At 41.6% G+C, this 14,154-nt stretch carries 12 protein-coding genes; 7 read left to right on the top strand and 5 right to left on the bottom strand.

Translation table 11 applies throughout. From position 1 onward, the window contains the following. Positions 1–86: 86 nt before the first annotated feature. Positions 87–521: a type II secretion system major pseudopilin GspG gene (gene gspG / locus K1T76_RS01745; RefSeq protein WP_019836048.1), complete on the bottom strand. Its 435-nt coding sequence runs from the start codon at positions 519–521 to the stop codon at positions 87–89. Between the two features lie 76 nt (positions 522–597). Then, on the bottom strand, positions 598–1,803 hold the full coding sequence (gene gspF, locus K1T76_RS01740; protein WP_230243943.1) for a type II secretion system inner membrane protein GspF: 1,206 nt from the start codon (positions 1,801–1,803) through the stop codon (positions 598–600). Between the two features lie 151 nt (positions 1,804–1,954). Between gspF and K1T76_RS01735 the strand changes: the two genes are divergently transcribed. The 7 genes from K1T76_RS01735 to K1T76_RS01705 all read left to right on the top strand — a co-directional run bounded on the left by K1T76_RS01735 (position 1,955) and on the right by K1T76_RS01705 (position 9,570). Continuing rightward, a complete protein-coding gene (locus K1T76_RS01735) occupies positions 1,955–4,177 on the top strand; it encodes a primosomal protein N' (RefSeq protein ID WP_230243942.1) in 2,223 nt (740 codons plus the stop codon). A gap of 72 nt (positions 4,178–4,249) precedes the next feature. Beyond that, on the top strand, positions 4,250–6,091 hold the full coding sequence (locus tag K1T76_RS01730; RefSeq protein ID WP_070154401.1) for a monovalent cation:proton antiporter-2 (CPA2) family protein: 1,842 nt from the start codon (positions 4,250–4,252) through the stop codon (positions 6,089–6,091). Positions 6,092–6,141: 50 nt separating this feature from the next. Beyond that, positions 6,142–7,017: an Hsp33 family molecular chaperone HslO gene (gene hslO, locus K1T76_RS01725; RefSeq protein ID WP_070154399.1), complete on the top strand. Its 876-nt coding sequence runs from the start codon at positions 6,142–6,144 to the stop codon at positions 7,015–7,017. A 245-nt stretch (positions 7,018–7,262) separates the two neighbouring features. Further along, positions 7,263–7,727 (top strand): DUF2147 domain-containing protein, encoded by a 465-nt coding sequence (locus K1T76_RS01720; protein ID WP_070154397.1) that lies wholly within the window; start codon positions 7,263–7,265, stop codon positions 7,725–7,727. Between the two features lie 309 nt (positions 7,728–8,036). Further along, positions 8,037–8,498, top strand: a complete 462-nt coding sequence (locus K1T76_RS01715) for a DUF2147 domain-containing protein (protein WP_230243941.1) — start codon at positions 8,037–8,039, stop codon at positions 8,496–8,498. Positions 8,499–8,880: 382 nt separating this feature from the next. Beyond that, positions 8,881–9,216 carry a chaperone modulator CbpM gene (locus K1T76_RS01710; protein WP_026437978.1) on the top strand — a complete coding sequence of 112 codons (336 nt, stop codon included), beginning with the start codon at positions 8,881–8,883 and terminating at the stop codon, positions 9,214–9,216. A 90-nt stretch (positions 9,217–9,306) separates the two neighbouring features. Then, the gene (locus K1T76_RS01705) at positions 9,307–9,570 is read left to right on the top strand and encodes a YdcH family protein (protein ID WP_019836056.1); all 264 of its coding nucleotides are present in this window, start codon (positions 9,307–9,309) and stop codon (positions 9,568–9,570) included. Between the two features lie 290 nt (positions 9,571–9,860). Here the strand turns inward: K1T76_RS01705 and K1T76_RS01700 are convergent, their stop codons facing one another. The 3 genes from K1T76_RS01700 to rpsO form a co-directional block, all read right to left on the bottom strand. Then, the gene (locus K1T76_RS01700; protein WP_230243940.1) at positions 9,861–11,099 is read right to left on the bottom strand and encodes a magnesium transporter CorA family protein; all 1,239 of its coding nucleotides are present in this window, start codon (positions 11,097–11,099) and stop codon (positions 9,861–9,863) included. A 223-nt stretch (positions 11,100–11,322) separates the two neighbouring features. Next, the gene (gene pnp, locus K1T76_RS01695; RefSeq protein ID WP_230245605.1) at positions 11,323–13,410 is read right to left on the bottom strand and encodes a polyribonucleotide nucleotidyltransferase; all 2,088 of its coding nucleotides are present in this window, start codon (positions 13,408–13,410) and stop codon (positions 11,323–11,325) included. Between the two features lie 259 nt (positions 13,411–13,669). Then, positions 13,670–13,939: a 30S ribosomal protein S15 gene (rpsO, locus tag K1T76_RS01690; RefSeq protein ID WP_004975922.1), complete on the bottom strand. Its 270-nt coding sequence runs from the start codon at positions 13,937–13,939 to the stop codon at positions 13,670–13,672. Positions 13,940–14,154: the final 215 nt, after the last annotated feature.

The following is a 14,154-nucleotide window of genomic DNA, read 5'->3' as shown; positions in this document are numbered from 1 at the left end:
TAAAAAAACCGAGCGCTTAATGCTCGGTTTTTTTATGGAAACTCACTAAATCAGGATATACAGATTCAGCCCATCTTCCATTTCCATTAAGGCTGATAATAAATATCGGCATCGGTGCCTTCACCACCTTGCTGACCATCTGCACCAAAAGAATACAAGTCAAACGGACGACCTTCTGAACCTGGAATCACATATTGAATGTCATTGTCCCAGCTGTCTTTCGGATAGCCTCCTTTCACATAACCGCCTGGCAACCAGTTTTTAGCCGAAGCAGGCTGATTCACCAAGGCATCTAAACCACCATCTTGCATAGAGGGATATTTTTGATTATCAAGTTTGTATTGATCGAGTGCGCCAGCCACACCTTTTAAGGTAATTACCGTGGTATCGACTTTGGCTTTTTCACCACGTCCCATTACATTCGGTACGATTAAAGCCGCCAACACACCTAAAATTACAATCACCACCATGACTTCAATCAGGGTAAAACCTGACTGTTTGCTCGATTGCTTCTGTTTCATTCCATCTCTCTCATTTATTGATATCAATTCGACATTTATTTTAGATTCTGTTTGAAGAACGATGCTTCAAAACGATTTAAATCATATTGTTCATATTCACAATTGGCAGCATGACCGCAATCACAATCACCAATACAATACTCGCCATCAGTATCAACATCAACGGTTCCAAGAGTGCCAAAAGAGTGGAAATAAGCGTAGTCACTTCACGGTCTTGCATGTCTGAAGCACGTGACAGCATACGGTCTAACTCGCCCGAAGCTTCACCACTTTTGATCATTTGTACCATCATCGGTGGGAAATAACCACTACGCTCCAATTGCGTCGCCAAGTTACCACCTTCGGTGACTTTTTCTGCCGCCAAATTGACCGCATCTCGAATGACCCAGTTGTTACTGACCGCAGCACCAATTTTTAGCGCATCCACCAAAGGCACACCCGACTGAGTCAAAATAGACAAGGTACTGGCAAAACGCGCAGCATTAATCCCACGTGATAATTTTGCAAATAACGGCAACTTTAAGGTTAAACGGTCAAAGGCATAATGCCCTGCGGTGGTGCGTAAAAAACGCGCCAACAACAATACTCCGACCACAGAAACCACCAGTAAAAACGGCCATGCAACACGGATAAAGTCACTGGCTTTCATTAATGCCACGGTGATCCACGGCAAGGCGTCTTTACTTTGATCAAAGGTTTTAACAATATCGGGTACGACATAGGTCATTAAACCCATCACAATCGCAAAAGACATCAGCATTAAAATAATGGGATAAATCATCGCCCCTTGAATTTTTTTCTGCATGGCAAAGCGGTTTTCGGTGTAATCTGCCAATTGTTCCAAAATTAAATCCAAATGCCCCGAACGCTCGCCTGCGGCAATAGTGGCAATATATAATTCTGGAAAACGCCCCGATTGTTGTAAAGCATTGGCCAATGAATAACCTTCCAATACTTTGGAACGCACCGACATTAGTAAATTTTGCACATGGGCTTTTTCACTTTGTTTACCCACAGCACGAACGGCTTCTTCTAAAGGAATCGCAGCAGCCACCAAAACCGATAACTGACGGGTTAGTAAAGCCAAATCATAGGCTGTGATTTTTTTCTTAAACCACTGTTTACCACTGTGTTTATCTTTTTGTTCAACGGCATCAACACTGACAGGAATCCATTCTTTGTCGCGTAATTGCTGACGGATTTGTCGTGCAGAATCACCCTCTAAAACACCTTTTTGCTGCTTCCCTGAAGCGTCAATGGCCGTAAATTGATATGCTGGCATTGTAATGCTCTAATTTTCCAAAATTTCTTGCAACGCGGTTGCGTCTGACCACTAAAATCATTCATATTCTTAGATATAAATTCTGTGCTCACTCTAACACATGCCAAAGTCGAGCACGAAGCCATTTTCACAGGACGATACGACTTTTTCTATGCCAGATTCAACTTTAGACCGACAGCCTGTTTATCGTATTCGAGTGGCTGTGCCCGTGTATCTTTACGACTGCTTCGATTATATGCTCAGTGCAGCTCAATATCAGCAAGCAGAAGTAGGCGCGCGGGTCTTGGTTTCTTTTGGTCGGCAAAACTTGGTCGGGATTATTGTCGAAAAACTAGCACTCGATACTCCAATTGATCCACGTTTTAAACTCAAAGCCATTAGCGAACTGTTAGATGAGCAAGCGATTTTAGACCCTAAAGTTTTAACTTTGTTGACATGGTCGGCACAATATTATCAATTCCCGATTGGTGAGGTGATGCAAAGCGCCTTGCCAAGTTTATTGCGCCAAGCCAAACCCTATAATTTATTGGCACGCACTTGGAAATTATTGGATGCACATGCCGAAGTCAAAATTACACGTTCGGAAAAACAACAACAAGCCTATAAAATTTTAAAGCTGCATCCTTCAGGCACTTCTGAAAATATTTTAAATTTGGCAGGTATTGAAACTGCAACTCTAAAAGCCTTGGCAAATAAAGAAATTTGCGCATGTGTTTTGGAAGCCCAAGATTTTAGCCCGATGCCCGTGACTTTGGCGCAAATGCCTTTAACCCCTAATCCAGATCAGAAAAAAGCAATTGACACTGTACTTAAAGTACGACAGCAATATAAGGCATTTTTGCTAGATGGTTTAACGGGCAGCGGCAAAACTGAAGTGTATTTGCACATCATGTATGAGGTGCTGAAACAGGGCAAACAGGTGTTGGTGTTAGTGCCTGAAATTGGTCTAACGCCACAAACCATTAGCCGTTTCCAGTCACGTTTTCATTGCCACATTGCCCTCTTACATTCAGGTTTAAATGATTCCAAGCGTTTGCAGGCATGGCAAGCCGCTCAAACGGGTAAAGCCTCAATTATTTTAGGTACACGCTCAGCCATTTATACCCCATTGCCAAATTTAGGCTTGATTATTTTGGATGAAGAACACGACCTGTCTTTTAAACAGCAGGAAGGTTTTCGCTACCATGCTCGTGATGTTGCGCTCTATCGTGCCCATCTGGAAAATTGCCCCGTTATTTTAGGTTCGGCGACTCCAAGCGTTGACAGCTATGCCTTAGTCGATCAAGGTAAAATGCAATGTCTGGAGTTAAATCAACGTGCTGGCACGGCACTCATGCCCAAAATCCACTTGATTGATTTAAAAATTGCCAAAAAACAGCACGGTATTAGCCAACAATTGATTGATGAAATCAAAAAACGTCTGGCCAAAAAAGAACAAGTCTTGGTGTTTTTAAACCGACGCGGCTATGCACCTGTGCTGATTTGTGAAAGCTGCGCATGGCAAGCCAAATGCCCGAATTGTGATGCCAACTTTACCTTGCATCATCAACCTTATACGCATTTACATTGCCACCACTGCGGTACAATTCATCGTAAACCTGAGCAATGCCCTGCCTGCAACCATACAGAACTCAAACCAATTGGCATGGGCACTGCAAAAGTCGAAGACAGTTTAAATGAGCTGTTTCCAACTGTAGACGTCATTCGGGTAGATCGGGACTCGACCAGCCGAGTAGGAAGTTGGCAAAAAATTTATGACCGCATCCAACGCAGTGAACCGCTAATTTTATTGGGCACGCAAATGCTGGCCAAAGGGCATCATTTTCCGTATGTGACCTTGGTGGCAATTTTAGATATTGATTCAGGCTTACTTAGTGTGGATATTCGCGCACCTGAACGCACAGCTCAACTGATTGTGCAAGTGGCGGGACGTGCAGGGCGTGGTGAGCATAAAGGTGATGTTTATTTGCAAAGTGTGCGTCCCGATCATCCACTTCTCACGACATTAGTCGAGGGAGATTACCGCAAGTTTGCCAAACAAAGTTTAAAAGAACGCAAAGCTGCACAATTACCGCCTTATCGTTACAGTGCTTTGATTCGTTGTGAATCTAAAAGTCAGGAATTAAACCAGCAATTTTTACAACAACATGCACAATGGCTTAGAGAACATTCAGAACAATTAATTGAAATTTGGGGACCGATTCCTGCGCCAATGGAGCGTAAAGCAGGACGTTTCCATGCACATATGGTGTTGTTGTCTAAAGATCGGGCACGCTTACATTTTTATATCAGGAACTGGTGGCAAAATATGTTGCATGAAAAGCCATCCAGCATGAAACTAAGTTTAGATATAGATCCGCAAGAATTTAGCTAATACTGTAAATTGAAACTTAGCTGTATCAGCACTTATTTCAATAATCCACCGCTTTTAACTTTGGATGACCACATGTCCTTATTGTTACAAATAACCATTTTTCTAGGCGCTTCATTGGTTTTGGTTCCCTTACTAAAACGCTTTGGTATTGCGACCGTATTGGGCTATTTGTTTACAGGCATTTTGCTAGGGCCTAGCGTCTTCAATATTGCCAGCGACCCCGATGATATTCAGGAACTGGCAGAATATGGTGTGGTGTTCCTGATGTTTATTATTGGCTTAGAACTGCGTCCACAACGGCTGTGGGAAATGCGCAAGCCCATTTTTGTTTTGGGTAGTTTACAGGTCGGCATCACGGGTATTCTACTTGCAATCTTGGCTTTTTTTGCCTTACAGCAAGGCATTGCCTCAAGTGTGGTGATCGGTTTTGCACTGGCACTTTCGTCTACGGCCTTTGTGCTACAGATGTTGCAAGAAAAGCAGGAACTCAGCAGTAGTTATGGACAACAATCCTTTTCCATTCTGCTATTTCAAGATATTGCTGCCATTCCATTAATTGCCATTATTCCCATGTTGGCAGGTGCAGAATCGACCCATCATGGCATTGCCTATTTTGCTGCGATCATCGCGACCTTTAGTGGTCTATTCTTATTTAGTCGTTATCTCATGCGTCCATTTTTTCGCTTTGTGGCCAAAAGTGGCGCACATGAACTGATCACGGCTGTCGGGTTGTTCATTGTGCTTGGCGTGGTCAGCATTATGGATGTACTGGGCATTAGCACCACCTTAGGCGCATTTTTAACAGGCGTCTTGTTGGCAGATTCCGAGTTTAGACATGAGTTAGAAGCCAGTATTGCCCCATTCAAAGGCCTATTACTGGGCTTATTTTTTATGACAGTCGGGATGAGTACGGAACTAGCAATCTTAATGAATACCCCTTGGCTGATTGTGGGCGGTGCATTGCTGCTCATGCTCATCAAACTGATTAGCCTCACGGCCATTGCCCGCTATTTCCAATATTCTTGGCGCAATAGTTTATTGTTGGCGACTTGCTTGGCACAAGGCGGTGAGTTTGCCTTTGTGGTCCTCAGTGTCGCACAAAGTGAAAGTGTGCTCAGCCAAGCCATGCTGCAACCCCTGACCTTAATTGTGACTTTATCGATGGTGCTGACCCCAATTTTATATTGGTTGATGAGCAGTCAAATTATCCCCCGCCTAGAACGTGAAAAAACGCCTGAATATGACGAAATTCCCGATACACATCACCCTATGATTATTGCGGGTTTTGGTCGTTTTGGACAAATTATTGCCCGTGTGGCGTACTTGCAGCATCTGCACTTTACTGCCATCGACAGCAATATGGATAAAATTGATTTCGTGCGAAATTACGGCGGTAAAGTCTATTATGGCGACGCGACTCAACCTGAAATTTTACGTGCCGCAGGCATCGAGCATGCCAAAATCTTTATTCTCGCGATTGATGATATTGAAGATTCAATGAATGTGGCACGACATATTCGCCTGAATTATCCAGCTCTAAAATTATTGGTACGCGCCCGTGATCGGCATCATGTGCATTTATTGCGGGATTTGGGCGTCAACTATATTTGGCGTGAAACGTATTTATCCTCTTTAGGCATGGCTTATCAGGCTTTACGTGATTTGGGTATTAATGAAGAAGATGCATATAAAAGTATTGAGCTGTTCCGTGATTATGATGAACAACTCTTGGCACAACAGCAGCACATATATACCGATGAACAAAAAGTGTATGAAACCCATCGTAACGCTTTGGCCGAACTAGAACACCTGTTTGAAAGTGATGCACAAAACCGTGAAATGCCCTTGGGTGTCGATTTAAAACGTGGATTGCATAACGGTCATATAGATGTAACACGTGATGCAGCAAACTGACTTGTGTTTTACAATATTGCCACCATTAAAACAGGGTTATGGAGAATTTTATGTCTGATTTACGCCAACGCTTTTTTATTGAAGATAGCCCTGTTCGTGGTGAAGTAGTTCATCTCGAAGAAACTTTGCAAACCATTTTGAAACAACGTGATTATGTGCCTGCGGTACAAGTGTTGTTGGGAGAAATGCTTTGTGCCACTGCCCTGCTAGCCAGTACCCTAAAAATTAAAGGGCGTATTAGCTTACAAATTCAGGCATCTGGGACATTTAAATGGGCCATGGCGGAATGTAACCACTTGGGTGAAGTTCGTGCGTTGGCAGAGTATGAAGAAGACCCACGCTTTTTACATGCTGAAGACAGCAGCACCGTCCTGAAAAGTTTGGTCAGTCCTGTGTTGTTTATTAATATCGAACCTGAATTTGGTGAGCGTTATCAAGGTATCGTGCCTTTAGACAAAGCCAATTTAGCTGAATGTTTAATGCAGTATTACGATTTATCTGCACAAATTCCAACCCGTATTGTGTTGGCAAGCAATGCCGAACGTGCGGGCGGTTTGCTCATTCAATTGTTACCGCGTAACAGTGAAGAAGAACAACAACGGGTCGATGAAGATTTATGGCCACGCGTGACCATGCTGACAGAAACCTTAAAAGCAGAAGAATTAACTGATTTAGATGTCAATGAAATTTTGTACCGTTTATACAATGAAGAACAAGTCCGTTTGCCTGAGGTGGAAGCCTTGCGTTTTGGTTGCACTTGCTCCAAAGAACGCTGTGCCAATGCATTAATTCAAATTGGTGTTTCTGCGGTAAGGGAAACTTTGGAATACCAGAATCCAATTACTATGGATTGCCAATTCTGCAGCACACAATATAGCTTTAGTGCCGAAGAAGCCTTGGGTTTATTTGGAGAACATCTCAGCTAAATTGCATGATCGAATGCCATGATTAATATGTGATGCAATCCAAAAAACTCAATAAAAATGAGCAGTCCATTTTGCTCATTTTTATTTGCCTGATGGCCATCTTCAAAACCTATTATTTTTTATTTTTCATGTAATTAATTTCATAAAACTTTCATACAATTAAAAAAAATACCGCATCAATAGGGTATCAGTAATCCTATATTTTTTATGCCATTAGGCTGCTTCTTCTGTGGGATATTGACTTTATGAACACCCAATTCTTCTCTCGTTTAGCATTCATCAGCGCGATTTACTGTTCAAGTTTAGCTTATGCCGCCAATGCAGACCCACTTTTAGGCAAGTGGAAAACATTAGACTACCGCACGGATTTTTCATTGTCTGACGTGATCATGAGTCAGGATAAACAAGGCGCGTATGCCGCTACAATTATAGAACTCAGTGCAGTTCCTTGCGCGCCGCGTTTGGAAAATTGCACACTCTGCACGTGTAAAAATAAAGATAAGCCGCTGTTAGGTTTTGTTCCATTAACTCACTCAAAAGCTACGCCAAGAAATACAATTGAATTTTATGAAGGTGATTATTTAGACCCACGTACTGGTAAGCAATATAAAACTCGCGCTCGCTTAAGCAACAGCGGCAAACATTTGACCCTCTCCAATGTAGACCTTGCCACCCATGCCAGACATAAAATGACGTGGGTGAAATATTAAAAGCTCACCTAATCACAAAAATTCAGTCGCGTCACGCATCACCAATACCGTTGGCTAAAAGCACAGATGAAGCAAAAATTTAAGCCAATAGGACTCTTCCTTCCAGAATCACCATCTCAGCTCTGCGTCATTTAGAATATTTTGTAAATGCAAACGCTTGTATTTTAAATTTTCACTAAAACTCTAATTGCATGCTTATTGCACCTTTTTAATGATCAATTTGCGTATTCGGATTTTTCTTGTTATAAAGCACAAAATAGAATTTTTACTCTATTCTTTTTTAATACTTAACATGTCTGGGGAACATTAATGAAAAAAAATTATAAAGGGATTTTAGCAGGGCTAATGTTAGCCGCGCTTTCTGGTCTGAGTTTTGCTGAAAGTGACCCTCTTATTGGTAAATGGAAAACCATTGATGATCGCACAGGTTATTCACGTGCCGATGTCGAAATTCAGAAAAAGCCAGATGGTACTTATGAAGGCATTATCGTGGAAACCCGTAATATTCCAGGTGCTGAAAAAATGGTGATTTGCAGCAATTGCCCAGGTAAGTTAAAGAACACACCTTTTATTGGCTTGCCGTTTATTTGGGGTTTTAAACAAGATCCCAAAAACCCACGTGAATTTATCCAAGGCCATGTTTTAGACCCAATTGGCGGTAAAGTTTATAAAGGTAAAGCACGTTTAAACGCTAACGGTAAGCGTCTAACCTTACGTGGCTATGTAGGTGTTTCGGTGATTGGCCGCAGTGTGACATGGGTAAAATACTAATTCCTTAAACTAAGATTTTGATTTATAGGGTTCTTATTCAAGAACCCTTTTTATTGCTAAATTTTGAAACAATCATTTTTAACACCACATCACCGTTCAATCCAAATAATTGAAATAAAGGATGGCATTGAACAAAAAATAGACTAATATCTATAGAACATCTATACGCATAAGCCAAATCAGCGCATCAATATAACAGACCTGAGCACAGCAAAGGATTGGCTGAATTTCACCAAAGCAATACAAATAACTGATTCTATTACAGCGCATACAGGCTAAATTAAAGAGAAGCGCTTATTGGATATCTACCAATTATTGATGTAAAGCAATCCCTCATTTCATGCGAGCCAACTCGTTTGAATTCGATCAGAAGGAGTATGCCATGACCACTATTTTATATCGTGAAATCACTTCAGACGGACAACACACAGAAATTATTGAAGAATTTAGTCAGTTAGATTTAAAAAAATTTGCCGAAGCTTGCGGGCAAAGCCCTGAATGGGTCTTACAACTTTTAGAATATGACATCCTGCCTTCCCGCCCTGCCGAACGTATCCACCAATTTTTTGGTGAAGATGTCAGTCGTGCACGCCAAGCTTATCGGCTGCAACGTGATTTCGACGCTAGTTTTTCAGCCGTTGCTATGATGCTTGACCTGATTGATGAAGTGCAAAAATTACGCAAACAAGTTAAACATTTAAGTTTTCAACATAGTTAATCCTCACGCTCTAGCTCTGTGCTTCATCACCTTGCTAGAGCGTTTTTCTTTTTATTCCCGTAAATTTATTTGATGAGAATGATCGACACAATGAAAACCAAAGACTGCAACAAGAAGATTAAAAATATGTTTCCTGAGTTTCGTGATTTAATTCAGGGATTACGCGACAGCAATCCACATTTTTCAAAAATTTTTGAAGATCACGAACAGCTAGACCGTGAAATCAGCCAGTTAGAACTTGATCCTGTGCATCAAATTAATGATGACATTGAAGCACTGAAACGCAAAAAATTAAGACTGAAAGATGAAATGTATCATTTGCTGCGTAATGCACAAATTGATCAGTTGGCTTAACACACATACAGATCTGAACTGCAAATCCTCATACAATCAAATACAGGACACAGCAAGAAAAAGCAAAACAAGATGGCGTATTTAAACCCGAAACCCGTGTTCAAAGACCATTCAAAAATCTGCCATCTTGAGCTTAATATCCGCAATCTCGTTCAATCTGTGGATAAGCTTATCAGCCCTATGGATAACTCTTGAGCTCTGTGGACAACTTTTGCGATGAATGACCTTGTGATATCTCTATCGGATACAAAACTTTATCTATTACCATATCTGCAAGTTGAGCTTCTGAATTATTTAAGTTTAGTCAGTTTTTCGACTTCCTTTAAAGTGCCTTTCACGGTTTGCTTAATGGGTTCATAGTCTAAAAACCAAAATAAGCTCATGTGTTGATCGCTATGTTGTTGCGCCAACATATCAATCACACTTTTTTCACCCCGCCCCACCATGTGACGTCGATAGAAATAATACAGCAACAGTAAAGTGGTCATGATCATTACACCCAGCATAATCCAAAAGGCCTGTGCATGTTTTAAACCTGGCATAAACTCAAAGTTCATACCATAAATACCTGTGAACAAAGTCAAAGGTGCAAAAACTGCGGTAATGATGGCTAAAATCCGCATATTTTCATTGGTTTGGTTGGCAATGGCAGAAAAATGCAGATCAATTGCTGTTTGCACTGCAGAACGTAAGCGAATGGTATGCTTTTGAACTCGTTCAATATGACTGGTCAAATCATCCAAACGTACCAAAATAATATCCTGTCGTTCATTACGTTTTTTTCCACGTAAATGTGGGTAGTTATCGACAATTTCATCACGCAGCTCCTGCAAGGCTTCAATTTGCTCTTCACATAAATTTTCAACTTGCTGAAACGCCATATTTTCTTGCAGCAATTGATGCCAACGGGTAAAACGACGATGCCCCTGCAACAACTCTTGTTGCCAATATTCCACACGGCGGGTCAGTGGCATACGAATATCCAAATAATCATCCGCCACCAAATTCAGTAAACGCAAGGTTAAGTCTAACGGTGATGCTGCCAATTTACGTGCTTTATTCTGTTCTTCAATCGGACGTTGTACCGCAGCTTCCACACGTGACAAATAGCTTTCTATGACTTTATTGCCCTGTTCCCGCACCGTAATCAAAATCTGCGGTGTCATAATAAAGCTCATCGGCGTAGTAGCCAGTCCAAAAACCCGTTCATGTTTTTCCCCGACTTGCTGCTCTGTTGCAATACGGTCTTCAGGTGTGATCAGTTTTCGAAAAATCAATAAGTCATAATCATCTAAAGTATCAAACGCACAAGGATGCTCTATATTTAAAATATCGCGTACATGATATTCATTGAGCGATAATTGACTGTGCTGCAAAATCTCTTGTTGCCACTGTTCTGCTCGGTTAAGCACATCATCACGAGTGCAATCAATCCAGATAAATTCAGGTTCAAGCCGTTCGATTGGCTGTTTTTGCACATAAATATTGGTTTTATGATTGGTATGCAGATAAAAATAATAACTTTGCATAGAACAGGCACTCTATTTTCAGTTTTCTTGTACGATTTTTTGAGATTTTAAGATGTACTCATCTTAAGCCTGCATCAGGCTTCTTTTCAAATACATGCTGTAATTTATACCGCTTTCATGTGACCAAGATGGTTTTTGTACGGTGCAACAAAATTTTTAGCATAAAAAACCCGCATTCAGATTGAATACGGGTTTTTGACCATTTCAGATCATCAACACAGCATTACGCTTGTTCGATGTCTTTCATGGTTAATTTGATACGACCACGGTTGTCTACATCGGCAACCTGTACTTTCACTTCCTGACCTTCTTTCAACACGTCTGCAACGTTGGCAATACGCTCATTTGAAATTTGAGAAATGTGAAGTAAACCGTCAGTACCTGGAAGGATATTGACGAACGCACCGAATTCCACAATACGGATCACTTTACCTGTGTAAATTGTACCTGGTTCGATTTCAGCAGTTAAAGCCTGAATTTTTGCAACAGCAGCTTGTGCAGCAGCTTTGGTTTCACCAAATACACGCACTGTACCGTTGTCTTCAATATCAATTGCAGCTTTCGTTTCTTCAGTAATTTGGCGGATAGTTGCACCACCTTTACCAATCACATCACGAATTTTGTCAGGGTTGATGTTGATCACTTGGAAAGTTGGTGCATGCATAGAAATTTCTGGACGCGCACGTGAAATCACTTGGTTCATTGCATTTAAGATATGCATACGACCTGCATAAGCTTGGTTTAATGCAACTTCCATGATTTCTTCAGTGATGCCTTCAATCTTGATGTCCATTTGCAGTGCAGTAATACCGTTGGCAGAACCTGCAACTTTAAAGTCCATGTCGCCAAGGTGGTCTTCATCACCCAAAATGTCAGAAAGTACAGCGAAACGCTCGCCTTCTTTCACTAAGCCCATTGCGATACCCGCAACTGGTGCTTTCAATGGAACACCTGCATCCATCAGTGATAACGATGCACCACAAACAGACGCCATAGAAGATGAACCGTTTGATTCAGTGATGTCCGATACAATACGAATCACATACGGGAAACGATCTGCCGGAGGAAGAACTGCTTGCACACCACGACGTGCCAAACGACCATGACCAATTTCACGACGTTTAGGGCCAGATTCACGACCTGTTTCACCTACAGAGTATGCAGGGAAGTTATAGTGCAACATGAAGTTGTCGGTTTTAGTACCCGATAAAGTGTCGACCATTAAGGCATCACGTGTGTTACCTAAAGTCGTGGTAACTAAAGCTTGAGTTTCACCACGAGTAAACAATGCAGAACCGTGTGCACGCTCTAGAACGCCAACCTGTACATCTAGGGCACGAACGGTTTTGGTGTCACGACCATCAATACGTGGTTTACCAGATAAGATGTTGTCACGTACGGTACGGTATTTAAGATCTTCAAAGAGTTCGTTCAAGTCATCTGCAATGCCCGTTTCGTCATTTTCAGGAACGAATTGCGCAACTGCTTCTGCTTGAAGTGCATCTAATGCCGCATAACGGTCTTGTTTGATGGCAATGGTGTAGGCTTCAGAAATTTTTGCTTCAAACGCTTCTTTTAATTTTGCACGAAGGTCTTCATTTTTCTCTGGAGCAGTCCAAGTCGACTCAGTTGCGCCTGCCGCTGCTGCAAATTCTTTGATCGCTTGAATTGCAATTTGCATTTCGTCATGACCGTAAAGCACTGCGCCTAACATTTGGTCTTCTGAAAGTTCTTTCGCTTCAGACTCAACCATCAATACAGCAGATTCTGTACCCGCAACCACAAGGTCAAGGTCAGATTGCGCCATTTGCTCAAAGTTCGGGTTAAGCACGTATTCGCCGTTGATTAAACCCACACGTGCCGCACCAATTGGGCCACGGAACGGTGTACCTGCAATTGCAAGAGCAGCAGAGGTACCTAACATTGCAGCAATATCAGCTTCCATGGTTTTGTCAGAAGATACAACTGTCGCAGTGACTTGAATTTCGTTGTAGTAACCTTCTGGGAACAATGGACGAATTGGACGGTCAATTAAACGTGAAATTAAAGTTTCTGCTTCAGAAGCACGGCCTTCACGCTTACCATAACCACCAGGGATACGACCTGCAGCATATTGTTTTTCTTGATAGTTAACAGTCAGTGGGAAGAAATCTTGACCCGCTTTTGCTGTTGGTTGAGCAACCACTGCAACCAATACAGTCACGCCACCCATAGTAATCATTACCGTGTTGGCTTGACGCGCTACACGACCAGTTTCCAGTACAACTTGGTGCTGACCAAATTGGAATTCTTTACGAATAATATTAAACATCGACATGTTTTATTTTTCCTAGTTCTTGTGAACAATTATTCTCGTGGAGACCCCTAAGGTTTGGCATTCACAATACAATTTTTAGGTAAATGACAAAGCTTAGAAGCCGACCTCACTCGAATGAAACACGAATTTTAAACACAAAGAAGGAGCGAATCATTCGCCCCTTCCACTGATCTAGCCACGGCTAGATATACTTTAGTTTTCAGTAATACAGCATTCAACATGCAATAGTCCGAAAATAAAAGCTTAAATCGAATTAACGACGTAAACCTAAAGCAGCAATCAATGCGCTGTAACGAGTCACATCTTTGCCTTTAAGGTAGTCAAGTAACTTACGACGTTGGTTAACCATACGGATTAAACCGCGACGGCTATGGTGGTCGTGTTTGTGCTCTTTGAAGTGACCTTGTAAGTCATTGATTTGAGCAGTTAAAAGCGCTACTTGAACTTCTGGTGAACCAGTGTCGTTTTCAGCACGAGCAAATTTAGCAATGATCTCTGCGCGATCTGCGTTTGTTAAAGCCATTCGATTTCTCCGAGATGCTTAATAAAAGATTTGATACCGATCAATTGATTGCTCAATTGACTGCCGTGCATCACTACAGCAAGGGCATCATTTTAAGGCAAAAACGTTCCGATTGCAAAACAGAACGACAAACACGCGCTTTAAATTTTTTAGATGTCTCAAAAAAATATGATTTATGCTAAGGGAATACTCATCATGTTAGATATAAAGTATCC

The organism is Acinetobacter sp. PW68, assembly GCF_020982655.1.
Taxonomy (GTDB): domain Bacteria; phylum Pseudomonadota; class Gammaproteobacteria; order Pseudomonadales; family Moraxellaceae; genus Acinetobacter; species Acinetobacter towneri_A.
Note: the sequence above shows the minus strand (reverse complement) of the source record. Positions and strands in the feature narration are given on the sequence as shown.

Coding starts and splice junctions, on each gene's coding strand:
- gspG (WP_019836048.1), bottom strand. CDS start 521: ATGAAACAGAAGCAATCGAGCAAACAGTCAGGTTTTACCCTGATTGAA.
- gspF (WP_230243943.1), bottom strand. CDS start 1,803: ATGCCAGCATATCAATTTACGGCCATTGACGCTTCAGGGAAGCAGCAA.
- K1T76_RS01735 (WP_230243942.1), top strand. CDS start 1,955: ATGCCAGATTCAACTTTAGACCGACAGCCTGTTTATCGTATTCGAGTG.
- K1T76_RS01730 (WP_070154401.1), top strand. CDS start 4,250: ATGTCCTTATTGTTACAAATAACCATTTTTCTAGGCGCTTCATTGGTT.
- hslO (WP_070154399.1), top strand. CDS start 6,142: ATGTCTGATTTACGCCAACGCTTTTTTATTGAAGATAGCCCTGTTCGT.
- K1T76_RS01720 (WP_070154397.1), top strand. CDS start 7,263: ATGAACACCCAATTCTTCTCTCGTTTAGCATTCATCAGCGCGATTTAC.
- K1T76_RS01715 (WP_230243941.1), top strand. CDS start 8,037: ATGAAAAAAAATTATAAAGGGATTTTAGCAGGGCTAATGTTAGCCGCG.
- K1T76_RS01710 (WP_026437978.1), top strand. CDS start 8,881: ATGACCACTATTTTATATCGTGAAATCACTTCAGACGGACAACACACA.
- K1T76_RS01705 (WP_019836056.1), top strand. CDS start 9,307: ATGAAAACCAAAGACTGCAACAAGAAGATTAAAAATATGTTTCCTGAG.
- K1T76_RS01700 (WP_230243940.1), bottom strand. CDS start 11,099: ATGCAAAGTTATTATTTTTATCTGCATACCAATCATAAAACCAATATT.
- pnp (WP_230245605.1), bottom strand. CDS start 13,410: ATGTTTAATATTATTCGTAAAGAATTCCAATTTGGTCAGCACCAAGTT.
- rpsO (WP_004975922.1), bottom strand. CDS start 13,939: ATGGCTTTAACAAACGCAGATCGCGCAGAGATCATTGCTAAATTTGCT.